This is a genomic window from Pedobacter sp. KBW01, assembly GCF_003852395.1.
Taxonomy (GTDB): Bacteria; Bacteroidota; Bacteroidia; order Sphingobacteriales; family Sphingobacteriaceae; genus Pedobacter.
Genome location: NZ_QAJQ01000007.1, coordinates 523,553 through 540,890, shown reverse-complemented (window position 1 = coordinate 540,890; position 17,338 = coordinate 523,553). Strand labels below are relative to the sequence as shown.

Here is a 17,338-nt window from a genome sequence, read left to right as displayed (position 1 = left end):
ATAAAAAACATGAATATTAGATTATTAATCTGCCTTATTTTAGTAACAGGGTTATTCAGTTCCTGTAAGAAATGGCTGGAAATTGAGCCGGAATCAGAAATCGCCGCCCCAATTTTATTCAGTACCGAAAACGGTTTCATGGAAGCAATAAATGGCGTGTACAACCGCAGTACCGAATCAGATCTTTATGGTAAAGAACTTACCTTCGGTACAACCGAGGTATTGGCGCAAAATTTTTCGATGCGTGATGACGGACAGGATTACAGGCAGACCTCCTTGTACAATTATAAACATGGCGAGTTTATCAAAAGGAAGGATAAAATATGGGCTGGTTTATATAATTCCATTGTAAACTGTAATTTGATCCTTGAAAATGTTGATGCGAAAAGGAATGTTTTTACCGGTTCAAATTATGCCATTGTAAAAGGAGAAGCACTTGCATTAAGGGCCTACCTACATTTTGACCTGCTTCGTCTTTTTGCTCCATCGTATTTGCGAAACCCTGCTGCAAAAGGAATTCCGTATGCCAGCAAGTATACAAAGGAAATTACTCCTATGTCTACAGTGTCGCAAGCCATCGAGTTAATCATCAAAGATCTGGAAGAGTCAAAACAGCTTTTAACAGCAGATCCCATCCGGAGCGCCGGTTATATTGTAAACTACCCCTTGGTTAGCGATACACTGAAAAATACAGAGGAGAAAAACGCTAGTCTTTTTTTACAGAACAGAAGGCACCGTATGAATTATTACGCAGTATGCGGAACATTGGCCAGGGTTTACCTTTATAAAAATGATAAAGTGAAAGCCTTGTCAAATGCTAAGGAGGTAATCGATTCTAAAAAATTCCCATGGACAGCAAAAAGTGATTTTGAGGCTTTTGAAGATTCAAAAAAAGACCGTATCCTTTACAAGGAACTTGTTTTCGGATGGTATATACCTGGTGCTGCAAAAGAAATAAAAGACAATTGGTTTCAAAGTGGTACCAGAGGTTTTTATTTAATTGAGGATGCTGCTGATTATATCTATGAAAAGGCAACAGCTGGCGCGAGTGATTCGCGCTACAAATACTGGCTATCTGCTACTTCAAATCAATCGTCGAGATCTTATGATATTGTTAAATACCGCAGAAACCCCTTAAGTGCTGAGGTGAACGCAAATCTTCATTACCTGATGGCACCTGCAATCAGGCTGAGTGAGATGTATTACATTGCTGCTGAGTGTTCGTACTCCACCAATCCTGCAATCGCAGTCAATTACCTTACGCAGGTTCGTGAAGCCAGACAAATTGGCGATCCTTTATCCATAAACAGTGAAGAAGATTTATTAAAAGAGCTACTTAAAGATGCACGTAAAGAATGGCTGGCAGAAGGGCAGTTGTTTTATATGTACAAAAGGCTAAACAGGGGTATTGTAGGGCAAACCGGCATAATTATTCCTCCTTCCGATAATATTTTCGTACTTCCACTGCCTAACGATGAAATCGTTTATGGTGGCAGATAAAACATGTGAAATTTTTGAATAGCAAATTATGAAAAAATATATATTAATATTCGCGGTATTCTGCCTTGCTTCCTGCAAAAAAGCAGAAGAGATGCGTTTTGATCACAACGCCAATGTTTATTTCGATATTTATAATGGTGATAAAGACAGCATCGTAAGAACTTTTGCCTACAACCCTACATTAGCTCAGGATACTGTTTGGCTACCAGTGCGTTTATCAGGAATCAGGACCGTTGAAGAAAGGAAGTTTAGTGCACGGGTAGACGCTGATTCTTCTACAGCCACTGTTGGCGTTCATTATGAAACACTAAAACCCCAATATTCCATTCTTCCTAACAGGGGAATAGGATACATTCCATTGGTAATTTATAATAAGGATAAGGAGCTCGAAAACAGATCGGTTTCGATACTGATCAAATTAACTGGTACACCCGATCTGGGCATAGAAAATCCTTACCTGATTAGGGCAAAAGTCGTATTCTCGGCCAAACTCGAAAAACCAGGTTGGTGGGATACCTGGCCGCTTCCACCTTATTCGAGAACCAAACATGAATTGTTCATTCTGGTGACCGGACAAACCTCACTCTCAACCGACGGTTTGGACGCACCAAAAAACCTCTATTATATAGGCTTGTTAACCACGATGTTAAACAATCCTTTTAATTGGGTTACCAAAAATGAAGCAAAAGGATATGTGATTGAAGCAGTAACTATCGGTAATACAGATAGATACTATTTCTACAATAAAAAGAATCCGGCCAAAAAAACACTTTTGCGGAAAAATATGCAAAATGGTAAATACTATTTTATAGATGAAAACGGCAATGAGGTTATTTAAATATAAGAACATGGATATTAAAAAAATAATATTGCTAATTGTAGCAGTGGTTTCTATTGCCGCATGTCATAAAGACCTGGGTAATTACGAAATCAATATGCCTGTCGAGCCTAAGGTGATTAATCTCGATTCTGTTTATACAGCCAGTGTGGGCGATAGTCTGATCATCAAACCAAAAATAGAAGGCACCGATGCTGCCAATGTAGACCTTGAATGGCGAATCAGTGTAATTGAAGGAAACGATGTGCTTTATAAAGGACCCGCATTAAAAATCATATTTGGTTTGCAGGCTAAAAGATATGCTGCCCGCTTAACCGTATTCAACAAAGCCAACGGAATGAAATATTTCCATAAGTTTTACATAGATGGCGGGACAGAATTTGCCAGCGGTACAACATTGTTGAGTATAGAAAACGGAACAACGCAGTTTTCATTTGTAAAACCTGACGGTAGTGTGCAGGCACGTTTATACAGGGCCATGCAAGGCAAGGATCTGCCTCCAAACCCTACAAATTTATTTCTGCTTAGAAATATATTTACCGGAGGTACCTTATTGGGCTATTGGATTATTACAAAAAATGGAGGTATCAGGCTGGAGCCAAATACCATGCAGGAGGATCCGAAATATCCCAATACACTAAAGAATAACTTTTTTACCACACCTGATAATCTTGAAGTCGGCTCCCTGATATCACACCCTCAGGGGGTAATGATGGGAGTGGTAAACGGCAAATTCTACGGAGGCACCACCAGTACCTGGGACCAGGCTGCTACATATGGCATGTTTGGTTTACCTGCTGATGGCGATTATGAATTGGCTTCTTCCTTTGTAATGAGCTTTACGCAATCAGCCACTTATTTTATTGGTTTCGACCGGAACAGGAAACAATTTGTCAGGATCAATCTATATGGAGCGCCTGTTTATTTTGGTACTCAATACTCGGTTAGCACAACAACTGCTTTCGATCCTACCAATGTAGGTATGGATCTTGTCCATTTAGAGCAGCTCAATAACGCAGATTGTTTTGCCTTTTGCAAGGGAACCGACGGAAAGATTTACGAACTTAAGTTTAATGTTCAGTTTAATGGTCCGTTTACTTTTACCCCTCAGCATAAACGCCTTTTTGTGCGCCAGGAGCTGATCAACGAAAATACAAAATGGAGCGGTGCTAAAAATGGAGTAATCTATATTGCCAATGGCAGTAAAGTTTATCGGTATAATCCTGTAAATGAAGAACTCAGAGAACTCGCCACAAGCTTTACCGGGAAAACGATTTCCATGCTAAAACTTAGCGATGACGAAGAAACGTTGATGGTAGGAACAGAGCAGACCGTTTCTTTTCTAAACATAGCTACCGGAATGAACGGCGTATTCATTAAAAAGATCGAAGGCATTCCAGGTGCTCCTGTAGACATCGCAATCAGAAAATAACCTCATTCCATGAGTGGCTTTTAAAAAGGTCGGGCATGGAAATTTTAACCATAAAGAACGTACAAATGAAAATCATAAAATTAGCCGTACTGGCCTTATTATTCCCGGTTTTAACCTGGGCACAAACACCAAACTTTAGCCTTTCCGGCAAAATAGGCACCCTGAATGCCCCGGCAAAAGCTTACATCGATTATATGGACAATGGTGTGAGCCACGAAGATTCGACTGTATTGGTAAACGGAACTTTCCGCTTTACTGGCCATGTTTCAGGTATTTCTTATGCCCGTATGGCACTCGATCATACCGGTGGAGGCAAACAACGCGCGGTATATACTGGCGATGTAATCTATTTCTACTTTGGCAAAGAGCAGGTTTTAATCAGCTCAAAAGATTCGTTAGATAATGCAAGCTTTACCGGTTCGAAAGTATATAACGAATATGCTGCTTACAACAAAACCATTGGCGGCACCATTATGGCCTTAACCAAAGCAGTAAATGCAGATTTCAATAGCGGAACACCCGAGCAGCAAAAAGATCCTGCCTATATGAAAGCGGTTGATACCCGTTACCGCAACAACATCAAAGCCCGCGAGGAGAAACAGTTCCAATTTGCAAAAGATCATCCCAATTCATTTTTTGGTTTAGTGGCTTTATCCGAGTCGGCAGGGGCAAAAGTAGATGTAAAGAAAGTAGAACCCGTATTCAACGCCTTAAGTAAAGAATTACATGCTACCGATCTGGGAAAAGAACTTGCGCAACGCATAGCAGCCAATGGCATAACGGCTATTGGAGCCAAAGCACCTTTGTTTACACAGAACGATGTGCTGGGAAAACCAGTTTCTTTAGAAAGTTTAAAAGGTAAAGTAGTATTGGTAGAGTTTTGGGCAAGCTGGTGCAGTCCATGCCGTGCCGAGAACCCCAATCTGGTTAAAGAGTACAACCTGTACAAAGATAAGGGCTTCCAGATTTTATCTGTTTCGTTGGATAATGTGAAAGAAAACTGGTTAAAAGCCATTGAAACTGATGGTTTGCCCTGGTTGCATGTTTCCGATTTAAAAGGTTGGAACAACGAAGTAGGCCGTTTATATGGTGTAAGGGCTGTGCCTGCCAGTTTCCTGGTTGATCGTGACGGAACAATTATTGGCAATGGCTTAAGGGGCGAACCTTTAAATAAAAAACTGGCCGAAATTTTCAATAACTAATTATTCATCCATTAATAACGCTCAGAGGCTGTCCGCAAGTTGGATGGCCTCTTTTTTTGAGGAACAATAAAAACTAACATACTATTTATGACGAGACATTTTAGGCTACTGGCCTTATGCGTGTTGCTGTTTTCTACAAACGTTTTTGCACAGCAAAAGGTAGAAAGCATCATTTCTGCTGCAGTTAAAAAGGCTTACCCCGCAAGCGTCAGGATGTGGGGCTTTGATACTACGCGTAACGAACGTACCTCTGCACAATTTAGTGGCGTAGTGGTAAGTGCCGATGGTTATATTTTAACGGCTGCACATACCGTACAGCCCGGCCGTAATTACAAAGTTTTTTTTACCGATGGCCGCGAAGCCATTGCCGAAGCTTTGGGCAAAATTGAAGTGAAAGAAACTCCGGGTGCACCCGATGTGGCCATGATGAAGATTTTAACCAAAGGCAACTGGCCTTACGCCGAAATGGGCTATTCGCAAAGCCTTGTTAAAAATGAAATGTGTCTCAGCATTGCCTATCCGGAAAGTTTAAACCAGAAATTGCCCACCTTAAGACTGGGGAAGATTGCCGAGGTGAAAAATACTTATGGTTTCATCCAGTCAACCTGTAAAATGGAGCCTGGCGATTCAGGCGGACCTTTGTTCGATTATTTAGGGCGGGTAATTGGTTTACACAGTGCCATTGATGTAGCTGAAGACATGAATTTCGAAATTCCTGTTGATTTGTACCGTAAATATTGGTCGGCTTTGCAACAGGAGAAAATTTATACCGCCTTTCCCGATCAAACCGATCTGGTTAAAGTTGATAACCTCGCCGAGCAGATTAAAAAAGATACCGAGAGCGGTAAGATTGATTTTGCTAAAGTAAAGTTTAGTCCAAAATTCAAAAATGCCAGTTTCGAGGTAAGCAGCAGGTTTAATGGTGAGGTGAAAACGATTGGTGCTATACTTTTTAACCTAACTGATGCTACAGGGACGCACAAACAAGTATTGGTTACCAAAAACAGCATGATTGGTGAAGCCATTAGCCTTAAATTTAACGATAAAACACTTAATCTGTCGGTAATTGCACGCGATAAAGAGAACGATTTGATATTGCTGGGCTTGAATGAGGCCGTTGAAGGTGGAATTGATTTGAAAGGGATAAAACCTGCAATTGGCGAAAACCCTGTCGGACAATTGCTCTTTACAGCGAAATACGATGCAACTTATTTACAGAGTGTATGGAGTAGTACAACTTTAAGCCTGCCCAAGGTGTCGGCCATGCCTTATTTTGGGGCAATGGTGGCTTACAATACCAGTCCGGCGGTATTTTCGCTTATTAAAGCCGAAAGCCCCGCCGAACTGGCTGGATTAAAAATGGGCGATGAATTGGTAAGCATAGATGGACAGGCGATTGCTAAATCAACAGATTTCGTACCTTTTATGGCAAAATACTGGCCTGATGATGAAATTACCCTGAAATGGACGAGAGAAGGAAAGCCTTTTGTTAAAACCGTAAAACTAGCCGGAATTGGGCAGGGAAGTTCAAACCATCCGGCCGAAAAATTTGCTGGAGGTAAATCGGCGCGGCGCGATGGCTTTAACGCAGTGTATGCAAACGATCTGGCACTCACACCCGATTTAAATGGTAGCCCGGTGTTTGATACCAAAGGCAATTTCTGTGGACTAAATATTGCCCGCTTTAGCAGAACGGCAGCTTTGTTTTTGCCAGCCATTGTGATTTATAATTTTGTAACTGAACATGTTAAATAAGACGTTTTGGCCAAAATTAGATTCTTGTTGCAGGCTTAACAGTAGTTTCATATTCACTTGGTTCATTTGTTTTTAAACAAACGATTAAATGAAAAAAGAATTACTTACTCTATTTACAGCAGCAGCCATTGGCATGGTATCCTGCAAAAAGAACCACGAAGAACCTGCCACTGACATTAGCTATCCCGATATGGCTGAAGCTTCAGATCCTTCGGTTTTGTTTACCACGGCTGCTGGTGTAAAAGTATACAATGGAGGTTTTGGCTCGGCTGTTGCCACCGACCCAAATGCACCCGATGTTTTTTACATGCTTACCGATAGGGGATCGAACGTTGCCGGACAACTGGCCAATTCCATCATTATCGGTAAACCCGATTTTGATCCACAGATTGGTAAATTCAGGCTTAAAGACGGTAAACTGGTATTGGAACAGGTAATCGAGTTGAAAAATGCTACGGGTGGTAAGTTAAACGGTCTTCCTAACCCTGCCGGTATGGGCGCTTCGGGTGAGGTTGCCTACGATTTAAACGGACAGGTAATTGCACCAAGCGCTGATGGAATTGATTCAGAAGGTTTGGTAAGGGCTGCTGATGGTTCATTTTGGATTAGCGATGAATACGGGCCACATATTGCCCACTTCGATGCTTCAGGTAAAACCATCGAGCGTATTAATCCTTTTGGAACAGGTACCGGCGGTCGTAAAATTCCGGCTGTGTTCACTAATAGGAGAGCCAATCGTGGCATGGAAGGACTAGCCATTACCCCTGATGGCAAAACTTTGGTAGGCATGATGCAGTCGCCAATGTACAATCCTACAAAAGCCGCCACTGCAAATTCGGTAGTGCTAAGGATTTTAACCTTCGATATTGCAACCGGAGCAACCAAACAATACGTTTACTTAATGGATAATGTATCCTTAACCGGGGTAAGCGATATTGTAGCAGTAAACAGCACCACATTTTTAACTATCGAACGTGATGGGCTTTTTGGCGGTGCTGCAACTAATCCGGCAGCCTTTAAAAAAGTGTTTAAAATTGATATCAGTAACGCAACCGATATTTCAGATGCCGCTGATGGTGCTACAGGTAAACTTTACGACGGAAAAACTGTCGAGGAACTTAACAATGCGGCTGGTTTAAGTGCTGCAGGTGTTGTACCCGTAACCAAAACACTGGTTTTAGATTTGTTGAAAGATTTGCCAGCAGTATATCCGCACGATAAAGCTGAAGGTTTGGCGTTACTTCCCGGCAATATTTTGGTGATTTCTAACGATGATGATTTTGGTGTGGTTGATAATGGTGCAAGCGGATTTGCACAGAAAATTTTGCCATTAACCAATGCCGTAGATCGAAACCGCCTGTATTTTGTGAAAATTAAACTTTAAAATATCTAGCCATATACCCTTGGTATGTGGCTAAAACCTTCTTTTTTAAGGAGGTAATTACTTTTGAATAAGTGTTTACAACTATTAGGTGTAGGTTATTGGCGCTAAAAAGACGTTTAGCTACCGTACTTTTACCCTTTTTTGCTACAACTGTTGTAAATTAGACAGACATTGACAAGATTTGTATTGTCTATCTTAACTTATTCATATGTATTACACTTGTGCGATTGTTGATGACGAGCAACATGCTATTGATGTGTTGACGGATTACATTAACGACACCCGCTTTTTAAGAGTAACCAAAAATTTTAATAACCCGATTGATGCCCTCGAAAGTATCGGTACAGGCGATAAAGTTGATTTTCTTTTTCTGGATATTGATATGGACGGGATGCCAGGCACAGAACTCTCGGTACATCTCCGATCAAAAGCCAGGTTTATTATTTATGCTTCTTCAAATCTGGAGCATGACGTAAAGGAAACCAATTCGGATTTTGAATGTTATCTGGGGAAACCCATATCCATGAAACGCTTTTCGGGTACCATAGAAACATTGATGCGGCTGAATAATCTGCCCATAAAAAACTGAAATAAAAATTATGATTGAGCTCTCTTACTCCTTTGAACATGAATTTTTAGCCAATACTACCTATCAATTAATGCGTGTAAGCATGAATGATCCCTGGCTGGTACTTTCGGGCAGTGATGTGGTTGGTATAATAAATCAGGATGATAGCGAAAGCTGGAGGCAGATTGAAGGCGAGGAGATGCCTGCCGATGCTGTTAAAGGAATGGGAGAGCTGATTGACATGCAACAGTTTAGCTGGTTACCAAAGCTCATTAAAAAACAATGGCCCGAGTATGTACAGGAAGTTATTGTAGAGAGCGAAAAAAATTACGAAGTACTTTGCCATAAAGATGTATGTCCCGATCGCTTTAAACAACGTTTCACACCAGGTATTCATGCTTTGGCCAAACGTGAAACAGAACTTGTATTTAAGGTACGTCATTTCAAGGCTTCAACCCATTATCAGGTAGTTAAATCGCGTACCGCAGATAGGTATGCCTAAAGGTAATTATTGATTGAATGTTGGAATTTAGGATGAGTGAATTTAAAGCCATTCTATCATTCACTAATTTATTAATTCTCTCATTCTTTAATTTCCTACAAATAATTTATTGTTTGAGTTTTTATTTAGACTAATTCTTGTTAGTTTTGAGGCGTTAAATCTTATCAGTAGATCCCCAAAATGAAAAAACTCTTACTAGGCCTAACTTTATTATGGTCTGTTTCTGCACAGGCACAAAAAAACAGCTTGCTCGATCAGGCTTTCTGGCAAGGCAAACCAGATGTAAACAGTGTTAAAGCCGAAATCGAAAAAGGAGCAAAGCCTGCCCAGTTAAACGGTTCGAGCTTTGATCCGGTGGTGATGGCTATTAATGCCGATGCACCTAACGAAACCATTAAATTTTTATTGGTTCAGCCAGGAAACGAGGTAACCAAACTTACACACGATGGCCGTACTTACTTACACTGGGCTGCAAACAAAGGGAACGACGAAATATTAAGTTATTTATTATCAAAAGGCATTAACGTAGGCTTAAAAGATAGCCACGGTGTTACCGCATTAACTTTTGCCGCCGGTTCTGGTCAGCAAAATACCAAAATTTACGATTTACTTTTAGCCAATGGAGCTAATTTAAAAACCGATGTAAACGGTAGTGGTGCAAATGCTTTGTTACTTGCAATTGGCAGTGATAAAGATTTTAAACTGACCGATTATTTTGTTGGCAAAGGACTTGATTTAAAAAGTACCGATGCAGATGGTTTAAATGCTTTCGGTTATGTAGCCAGAAGTGGTAATATCGAAGTGCTTAAAGCTTTACTTGCAAAAGGCATCCCGGTTGATCAGTTTGCGTTGATTACTGCAAGCGAAGGCAGCCGCAGGGGCAGCAACGGCATTGAAGTTTACCAATATTTAGAAAGCCTGAAAATTAAGCCAGGCAATACGAATAAAGAAGGTCGTAATGTATTGCATGCATTGGTTCGTAAACCCAAACAAAACGATATTATTGCCCACTTCATTGCAGCGGGAGTTGATGTAAACAAAGCTGATAACGATGGCAACACACCTTTAATGTATGCTGCAGCCACTAATCGCGATACCGCAGTGCTGGCTTTATTATTGCCAAAAGTGAAAAACATTAACCAGATAAATACCAAAGGACTAAGTGCCCTGGCTATGGCGGTTAACAGTAACTCACCGGCAGTAGTAGCTTATTTGCTGGCTAAAGGTGCCGATTTAAAAACAACTGATAAGGATGGCAACAATCTGGCTTATTATTTAATTCAATCATATAGCAGTGCAGAGGCAGGCCGTGGTTTTAATCCTGGCGGACCTTCTAAAGCTGAAGAATTTGAAGGTAAACTTAAATTATTGCAAGCTAAAGGTTTCGATCTGGCTGCAGCGCAGAAAAACGGCAATACGCTATATCATTTAGCCGTTGCCAAAGGCGATTTAACTTTGGTTAAACGTTTGCAGGATTTCAAAATTGACGTAAACAGCCCAAATAAAGAAGGCATAACCCCTTTACATAAAGCTGCAATGATCTCTAAAGACGATGTGATGCTAAAATACCTTTTAACCATTGGTGCTAAAAAAGAAGCTAAAACCAGTTTCGATGAGAGTGCTTTTGACCTGGCCAGCGAAAATGAATCGCTAACCAAAGGAAATGTATCACTAAGCTTTTTAAAATAGAATATGAACAACTTAATTAAAATAACACTACTTTTTTGCGTACTTGCATTTTTTAAACCGACACAGGCCAGTGCACAAAATACCGCGAAATACAAATGTATGATCCAGATGAAGAGCTATATGGGCGAAGGTGCTTATATCGTTATTTCGCTGGTTGATGCCAAAGGACAATATAACAAAACGCTTTATGTGCTGGGTTCTGATAAGAAATGGTACAACAGCTTAAAAGAGTGGCATAAATTTTACGCTCAAAAACCAACCAATATCAGCGCTGTTACCGGTGCTTCATTAACAGGTGGCGACCGTGGTGTTTCTGTTATCGAAATCGAAAAAGCTAAAATCAATGCCGGTTACAAACTGCGTTTCGAAACTGCGGTTGAAGACAAAGAATATTTCGTTAAAGATCTCGAAATTCCATTAACTGCCGAGGCACTTTCTGCCAAAACAGATGGTACAGGATTTATCAGATACGTACGTTTTAGCGCGAATTAAAATTCAGTTAAAACTATGACTACTAAAGTTTGGAGATACAGTCACTTAACCCTGGCTGTATCTTCTTTTATTTTTCTATTACTTGCTTCTGTTACCGGCATTATCCTTTCAGCTGAGCCTATCAGCCAAAAAATGAAACCTTACGGGGTAGGTAACCTCCAAAGTACCGATGTAGCCACGGTTATCCCCATTCTTAAAACCAAATACAGCGAAATTACCAGCATCACGGTAGAGAACGGTCAATTTGTATTATTGCAGGCTATTGATAACAACGGAGATGATGTAAAAGCTTATATCGACCCTAAAACGGGCAATGTTTTAGGAACACCAGGAAAAAAGAATGAGTTTTTTCAATGGGTAACCACTTTGCACCGTTCGCTTTTTCTGCACGAAACCGGTCGTTTTTTTATTGGTTTAACTGCATTTTTACTTTCGCTCATTGCCATTTCGGGTATTTTGCTTACCATCCAAAGGCAAAGGGGTATCAGGCGCTTTTTCGCTAAAATACAAAAGGATGGTTTTTCGCAGTATTACCACGTAATTTTAGGGCGCATTTTACTCATTCCAATTCTGATTATTGCCATCAGTGGCACTTATCTTTCATTAAATACGCTGGGGATTTTAAAAACGGTTAAAACCAGTGTTGATGTTAATCTTGATAATCTTAAAGCTACTCCGGTAAAAAGCCTGAAAGATTTTACAGTTTTTAAAAGTATCAGCCTGGCCGAAGTACAATCCATTGAATTCCCTTTTTCAGAAGATGTGGAGGATTATTTTATCCTAACGCTTAAAGACCGCGAAATTGCCGTAAACCAGCTCACCGGCGAGGTGCTGGCCGAAAATAAATATCCTTTTACTTTATTGCTTAGTAATTTAAGTCTCGATATCCACACCGGCAGAACCAATGTGCTTTGGGCGGTGGTATTGGGCATATCGTCGATCGGGATTTTGTTTTTTATCTATTCGGGTTTTGCCATTACTTTAAAAAGGATATCTAAACGCAGTAAGAATAAGTACAAGGTTGCTGATGCTACCTATATTATTTTAACCGGATCTGAAAACGGCAGCACCCAGGGTTATGCCGATGCCCTCCATAAACTGTTGTTTAAGCAGGGCAAAAAGTCGTACATCACTACTTTAAACAATTATACCGTTTTTCCGAAAGCAGAGCAGCTGATTATTTTTACCTCTACGTACGGATTGGGCGATGCACCTGCTAATGGTGGCAGGTTTTTGAAAAAGTTAGCTCAAACACCACAAATCCAAGCCGTGAATTATTCGGTTTTGGGATTTGGATCAAAAGCCTATCCCGATTTTTGTAAGTTCGCTTTTGATGTGCACAACAGTCTTGCTAAGGAGTCTTGGGCCACTCCGCTGATCGACATCCATACCGTGAACGATAAATCGCCTCAGGATTTACAATTATGGGAAGAAGCCTGGTCGCAAATGAGTGGTATCGAGGTGAATGTACTTTCAACTCAAAAAGCAGCGAAGCCTAAAAAGTTAAAAAAATTCACCGTTCAATCGAACACAGGTCAGGCCAAAAAGGAAGGTGTTTTTCAGGTTAAACTGAATGCTGTAGGTAAGCTGCAAGCAAAATCAGGCGATTTGCTGGCTATTTATCCTGCAAACGATCATCGTGAAAGACTGTATTCCATTGGCGTGATTGATAATGCAATACAACTAAGTGTGCGTTTGCATCCCGATGGTTTGGGATCTGGTTTTTTACATGATCTTAAACCTGAAGCTGTTTTGAAAGCCAAAGTGGTTAAAAACCCACATTTTCATTTCCCTACAAAGGCTGGTAAAGTAATTATGATCTCGAATGGTACAGGTATTGCCCCGTTTTTAGGGATGATTAACCAGAATGCTGCTAAAGTACGATGTCACTTGTTTTGTGGTTTCAGGGAGAATTCATCATTCGAACCTTTTAAGCAGTTTTTAGTAGAAATGAAGTCTGATACAAAGGTGAGCGATTTTAATATTGCTTTCTCGCGCGAAGGTGAAAAGCAGTATGTGAGCGATCTGATCCGTGCCGAAGCCGACTTTGTAGCCGAAAGCCTCATGCAATCAGCTGTGGTAATGATCTGCGGGTCGCTGGCCATGCAAAAAGATATTGTGCAGATACTGGAAGAAATTTGCCACGAAAAAACAGGGCATCCATTATCATTTTATCAATCGCGTAACCAGGTGTTAACCGATTGTTATTAGATGATTCGTCATTTCGAGGGAAACTCGACGTAATTGAGAACCACGCAGTGCTCAGCGAAGCTAAATCTGATTAAAGATCTCTCCGTTCCGCTACGCTTCAGTCGAGATGACGATCTTCTTTTGAGGATTTAATTTATTACTACCTGCCAATCGCATGGCCTGGCAATTTAATATCCTTCGACGTCAGAATTTCGCCTTTGTCGGTAATGATAATGTAGCTGTACTGCTGGTATTTTTTGATCAGTTGGGAGCCGGCAATTTTACCTAAAACCATTGTTGAGGTACTTAAACCATTAGCCATTTCAGCACTAGGCCCAAATACCGTTACGCTGATTAAACCTGTAGCTGGGTAACCTGTAGCCGGATTAATGATATGAGCGTATCTTTTGCCGTTAAATACTACAAATTTGCGGTAACTGCCCGAGGTTACAACCGCATTTTTTTTAAGCGGAATTACAGCCAGTAAAGTATCTTCTTTCATAGGGTTGGTAATGCCAATGCTCCAGTCGTCGCCGTTGGGCTGTTTGCCCCAGGTGCTCATATCGCCCGATGCATTTACAATACCTGCTTTTATGCCTCTGGCCAGCATCATTTTACGGCACCTATCGGCAGCATAACCTTCGCCTAAAGCACCAAAACCTATCTTCATTCCTTTTAACCTTAAAAAGATGGTGGAGTTTTGTTTATTTAAGATGATGTTGCGGTAGCCTACTTTTTCTACCGATCGCTTAATTGCTTCGGGATCTGGCATTTTGGTCATAGAGCCATCAAACTTCCATATGCGGTCCATAGCTGCAAAACTAATGTCGAAAGCACCTTTGGTTACTTTAGAAAGGGCAATGGCACGCTCGGTTAAGGCAAATAGTTCTGCATCTACCTTTACCGGTGCAATGCCTGCATTTCGGTTTACTGCCGATACCTGAGAAGTACTTTTCCAGTCGGAAATGAGGTTTTCTATCCGGCTAATTTCAGCAATAACAGTATCAATGTTGTTTTCGGCCGAAAGAGCATCTCCGGCCGAAATGGTAATATCGAAGCGGCCACCCATTAAAAGTGTGGTCCTTTTTCTAATGATCTGTGCACTGGCATTTAAACACAACAGGATTAGGGCAGCTAGCAGTATTCTTTTCATTTACATCAACAATTCGCTGTAAATATAGCGCTAAATGCCGGTTTCTGGCTATTGTTATTGTGCCTGTACCTTTAAAACCACGCTGGTTCTGTTGCTGTTAACTTCCGGATTAAAACCAACTTTCATTAAAAAATCGCCAGAATATACTTTATCCTTATCAATAGGCGATTTGGTATTGGGATAAAGGTTAATTTCTTCGATTTTATATTTTTTGGCAGGGTCTAAACCCTTTAATTTAATGGGTAAAATAACACCATTGGTAAACAGGGTAGCCACATAATAGTTAAAAATTACCGCCTGGTTTTTTGCATCATCAACATAGGCAATTGAGGCGATTTTATTTTCGTACGGATCCTGCAGGCGGTATTGCTGTCCATGCCAAACAATGTCTTTAAAACCGTTGTAGGTTTGCACTGCGTTTTGACTGAAAAGCAGATCGTTTTTACTCAGTTCATTTACACGCACATCGTAACCCAGTTTACCCATCATGGCTACGTCGGTTTTAAATTTAATTGGCTGTTTACCCATATCGGTGATGTGATTATCAACTGCGATTGAAGGGAAATAATAAGAATATTCCCATTGGATAAAAATACGGTCGTAAGGGTTGGTGTTATCGCTAGGCCAAAATTCGGTAAAGTATTTCAGTGCAGCATAATCTACCCGCGAACCACCTCCGGCACAAAGCATCATTGGGGTTTTAGGATATTTTTTTCTGATCCGCTCTAATACACTGTTCAGCCCGCGGATATACTCCAGGTAAAAATGATCCTGGTTTTTTAAAGTTGGCGAATGGGCATTGTAGATGAGCGAATTGCAATCCCATTTAATAAAGGCCAGCTCGGGTACTTCTTTAAATAGATCTTCGACCGTTTGGTACACAAAATCCTGAACTTTTGGATTGCTTAAATCTAACACCAGCTGATTGCGCATGTAATATTCTTTGCGTTCGGGCTGCCTGATAACCCAGTTGGGATGTTTTTCGTAAAGCTCGCTTTTGGGGTTCACCATTTCGGGCTCAATCCAGATGCCGAATTTTACACTTTTTGCGGTAGCTTCTTTACCCAAAGTACTGATGCCATTTTTTAATTTTTGCTTGTTGTACTGCCAGTCGCCCAGGCCAGATGTTGGGCCGTTACGCGGATATTTGTTGCCAAACCAGCCATCATCAAGCAAGAAAACATCAACCCCAAGTTTTTTGGTGTCTTTGGTCAGGTCGTTTAATTTCTCGTCGTTAAAATCGAAGTAAGTGGTTTCCCAGTTGTTTAAGATGGTCGATCGTTCGCCTTTACCATCGGCCAGCTGGTAAGTGCGTGCCCAGTTTTGCAGGTTACGGCTGGCTTCGCCTTTCCCATTGTTAGCGTAGGTATAAACAAAACGTGGAGTAACGAAATTTTCGCCCGATTTAAGTGTGTAATTAGCAGAAAAGTTGTTGATCCCCGCTGTAACGCGAACATAATATTCGTCGAAAGTTTCATACTCGAGTTTAAAATTACCGGTCCATTCCAGCGATCCGGCTATTACCTCGCCCAGGTCTTCGGTAGCAGGCTGATCGATTGACAACATAAACGAAGAGGAGTGAAGTAAATTGGTGCGGGTTCCCAGCTTCGAATCGATGGTTTTAATACCATGTAAAAGCTGCTGCTCTTCCGATCGCATTTCGCGTGTGGCACCACTGTAGTGGCTTTTTAAGAAGAATTTTTTGCCGCTTAAGGTTAGGTTTGCCGAAGCATATTTATTTAACACCACACTGCCTTTCTCCTGATGGGTAATTTCGGTCCATTGCTCAATTACATTTTCGTTGTAGTAGGCCAGGTATTTTAAGGTAACCCTGAAATTGTATTTCGCATCTTTCAGTACCACACTCGTTAACTTTCGGTTTTGATCAAGCTGTTCTGTTTTTACCTCGCTAAAGGTTAATACAGTTGATTTATTGCCATCGGCATGGGTTACACTCAAAGCAGGTTCGAGTAAGTTAACTGAGCCCGATGCAATGTAGGCTTCGCGTTTATTGAAGAGGTCGTCAGATCCGGGTTTATACTTATCTAACTTTTGTATGCCGGGATATTCGTCGCTGTTGGCCAGTTTTTTGCCCAGGTAAGTCGATAATAATGATTGATCCTGATCTGTTTCTAAAATGAGTACGTTGTGCTTTGTAGCAATTTCGATTGTTTTTTGGGCATAAGTACTTGCGCAGAGTGTCATCGATAGTAAAAATAGGTGGAGTTGTTTTTTGCTCATAATTCTTTTAAATGAACCTGTTTTTTGGTAGGGTTCTGTAGCAGATATAAGCATTTGGGCAGGTTAAGCATCTACATACCTCAATGCGCCCGAAAAACTTAAATATCAGCTGGTAAAAATGTAAACAATGTACTTTTGTTTAGTAACCGAAATTAACCATTACTAAACATAATTTAACCCGATTATACAAAAGATCTTTGTTGCTTCGCTAAAATTTGGTACAGCATCATCAAAGTAGGACAATACCATCTGATAATCCCTTTATAACCTGATTAGCGCAACGTAGTGGCCCTATAGATTATTAGAGGAAAGAGGAGGATAGAGATTGATCTTTTGATTTAACAAAGGCACATTCAGGTCAGGGCTTGGGTTGGAGTGATAAAACTTGCGAC

General features: G+C 40.7%; 13 protein-coding genes. 11 read left to right on the top strand and 2 right to left on the bottom strand.

Annotated elements, in window-relative coordinates:
* Positions 1 to 9 precede the first annotated feature (9 nt).
* The 11 genes from DBR40_RS08775 (at position 10) to DBR40_RS08725 (ending at position 13,573) form a co-directional block, all read left to right on the top strand.
* Positions 10 to 1,500, top strand: coding sequence for a RagB/SusD family nutrient uptake outer membrane protein (locus tag DBR40_RS08775; RefSeq protein ID WP_124559359.1), 1,491 nt, complete (start codon positions 10 to 12; stop codon positions 1,498 to 1,500).
* Between the two features lie 28 nt (positions 1,501 to 1,528).
* Complete coding sequence (locus tag DBR40_RS08770) at positions 1,529 to 2,338, top strand: DUF4843 domain-containing protein (protein WP_124559358.1); 810 nt, start codon at positions 1,529 to 1,531, stop codon at positions 2,336 to 2,338.
* A 10-nt stretch (positions 2,339 to 2,348) separates the two neighbouring features.
* Positions 2,349 to 3,770 (top strand): PKD-like family lipoprotein, encoded by a 1,422-nt coding sequence (locus DBR40_RS08765; protein WP_158674015.1) that lies wholly within the window; start codon positions 2,349 to 2,351, stop codon positions 3,768 to 3,770.
* A gap of 65 nt (positions 3,771 to 3,835) precedes the next feature.
* Positions 3,836 to 4,972 (top strand): TlpA disulfide reductase family protein, encoded by a 1,137-nt coding sequence (locus DBR40_RS08760; RefSeq protein WP_124559356.1) that lies wholly within the window; start codon positions 3,836 to 3,838, stop codon positions 4,970 to 4,972.
* Between the two features lie 87 nt (positions 4,973 to 5,059).
* A complete protein-coding gene (locus DBR40_RS08755; protein ID WP_124559355.1) occupies positions 5,060 to 6,727 on the top strand; it encodes a S1C family serine protease in 1,668 nt (555 codons plus the stop codon).
* 88 nt (positions 6,728 to 6,815) lie between these two features.
* Positions 6,816 to 8,111: an esterase-like activity of phytase family protein gene (locus DBR40_RS08750; protein ID WP_124559354.1), complete on the top strand. Its 1,296-nt coding sequence runs from the start codon at positions 6,816 to 6,818 to the stop codon at positions 8,109 to 8,111.
* A 208-nt stretch (positions 8,112 to 8,319) separates the two neighbouring features.
* A complete protein-coding gene (locus DBR40_RS08745) occupies positions 8,320 to 8,700 on the top strand; it encodes a LytR/AlgR family response regulator transcription factor (protein WP_124559353.1) in 381 nt (126 codons plus the stop codon).
* 10 nt (positions 8,701 to 8,710) lie between these two features.
* Positions 8,711 to 9,181, top strand: a complete 471-nt coding sequence (locus DBR40_RS08740; RefSeq protein ID WP_124559352.1) for a hypothetical protein — start codon at positions 8,711 to 8,713, stop codon at positions 9,179 to 9,181.
* 180 nt (positions 9,182 to 9,361) lie between these two features.
* Entirely contained in the window at positions 9,362 to 10,870 is a 1,509-nt protein-coding gene (locus tag DBR40_RS08735; RefSeq protein WP_124559351.1) for an ankyrin repeat domain-containing protein, read from the top strand.
* Between the two features lie 3 nt (positions 10,871 to 10,873).
* A complete protein-coding gene (locus DBR40_RS08730) occupies positions 10,874 to 11,362 on the top strand; it encodes a DUF2271 domain-containing protein (protein WP_124559350.1) in 489 nt (162 codons plus the stop codon).
* 15 nt (positions 11,363 to 11,377) lie between these two features.
* The gene (locus DBR40_RS08725) at positions 11,378 to 13,573 is read left to right on the top strand and encodes a PepSY domain-containing protein (protein WP_124559349.1); all 2,196 of its coding nucleotides are present in this window, start codon (positions 11,378 to 11,380) and stop codon (positions 13,571 to 13,573) included.
* A 139-nt stretch (positions 13,574 to 13,712) separates the two neighbouring features.
* Here the strand turns inward: DBR40_RS08725 and DBR40_RS08720 are convergent, their stop codons facing one another.
* Positions 13,713 to 14,705, bottom strand: coding sequence for an FAD:protein FMN transferase (locus DBR40_RS08720; protein ID WP_124559348.1), 993 nt, complete (start codon positions 14,703 to 14,705; stop codon positions 13,713 to 13,715).
* A gap of 54 nt (positions 14,706 to 14,759) precedes the next feature.
* Positions 14,760 to 16,946 carry an alpha-galactosidase gene (locus tag DBR40_RS08715; protein ID WP_124559347.1) on the bottom strand — a complete coding sequence of 729 codons (2,187 nt, stop codon included), beginning with the start codon at positions 16,944 to 16,946 and terminating at the stop codon, positions 14,760 to 14,762.
* Between the last annotated feature and the right edge of the window lie 392 nt (positions 16,947 to 17,338).

Excerpts from the sequence above, each read along its gene's own strand:
- DBR40_RS08775 (WP_124559359.1), top strand. The coding sequence starts at position 10 with ATGAATATTAGATTATTAATCTGCCTTATTTTAGTAACAGGGTTATTC.
- DBR40_RS08770 (WP_124559358.1), top strand. The coding sequence starts at position 1,529 with ATGAAAAAATATATATTAATATTCGCGGTATTCTGCCTTGCTTCCTGC.
- DBR40_RS08765 (WP_158674015.1), top strand. The coding sequence starts at position 2,349 with ATGGATATTAAAAAAATAATATTGCTAATTGTAGCAGTGGTTTCTATT.
- DBR40_RS08760 (WP_124559356.1), top strand. The coding sequence starts at position 3,836 with ATGAAAATCATAAAATTAGCCGTACTGGCCTTATTATTCCCGGTTTTA.
- DBR40_RS08755 (WP_124559355.1), top strand. The coding sequence starts at position 5,060 with ATGACGAGACATTTTAGGCTACTGGCCTTATGCGTGTTGCTGTTTTCT.
- DBR40_RS08750 (WP_124559354.1), top strand. The coding sequence starts at position 6,816 with ATGAAAAAAGAATTACTTACTCTATTTACAGCAGCAGCCATTGGCATG.
- DBR40_RS08745 (WP_124559353.1), top strand. The coding sequence starts at position 8,320 with ATGTATTACACTTGTGCGATTGTTGATGACGAGCAACATGCTATTGAT.
- DBR40_RS08740 (WP_124559352.1), top strand. The coding sequence starts at position 8,711 with ATGATTGAGCTCTCTTACTCCTTTGAACATGAATTTTTAGCCAATACT.
- DBR40_RS08735 (WP_124559351.1), top strand. The coding sequence starts at position 9,362 with ATGAAAAAACTCTTACTAGGCCTAACTTTATTATGGTCTGTTTCTGCA.
- DBR40_RS08730 (WP_124559350.1), top strand. The coding sequence starts at position 10,874 with ATGAACAACTTAATTAAAATAACACTACTTTTTTGCGTACTTGCATTT.
- DBR40_RS08725 (WP_124559349.1), top strand. The coding sequence starts at position 11,378 with ATGACTACTAAAGTTTGGAGATACAGTCACTTAACCCTGGCTGTATCT.
- DBR40_RS08720 (WP_124559348.1), bottom strand. The coding sequence starts at position 14,705 with ATGAAAAGAATACTGCTAGCTGCCCTAATCCTGTTGTGTTTAAATGCC.
- DBR40_RS08715 (WP_124559347.1), bottom strand. The coding sequence starts at position 16,946 with ATGAGCAAAAAACAACTCCACCTATTTTTACTATCGATGACACTCTGC.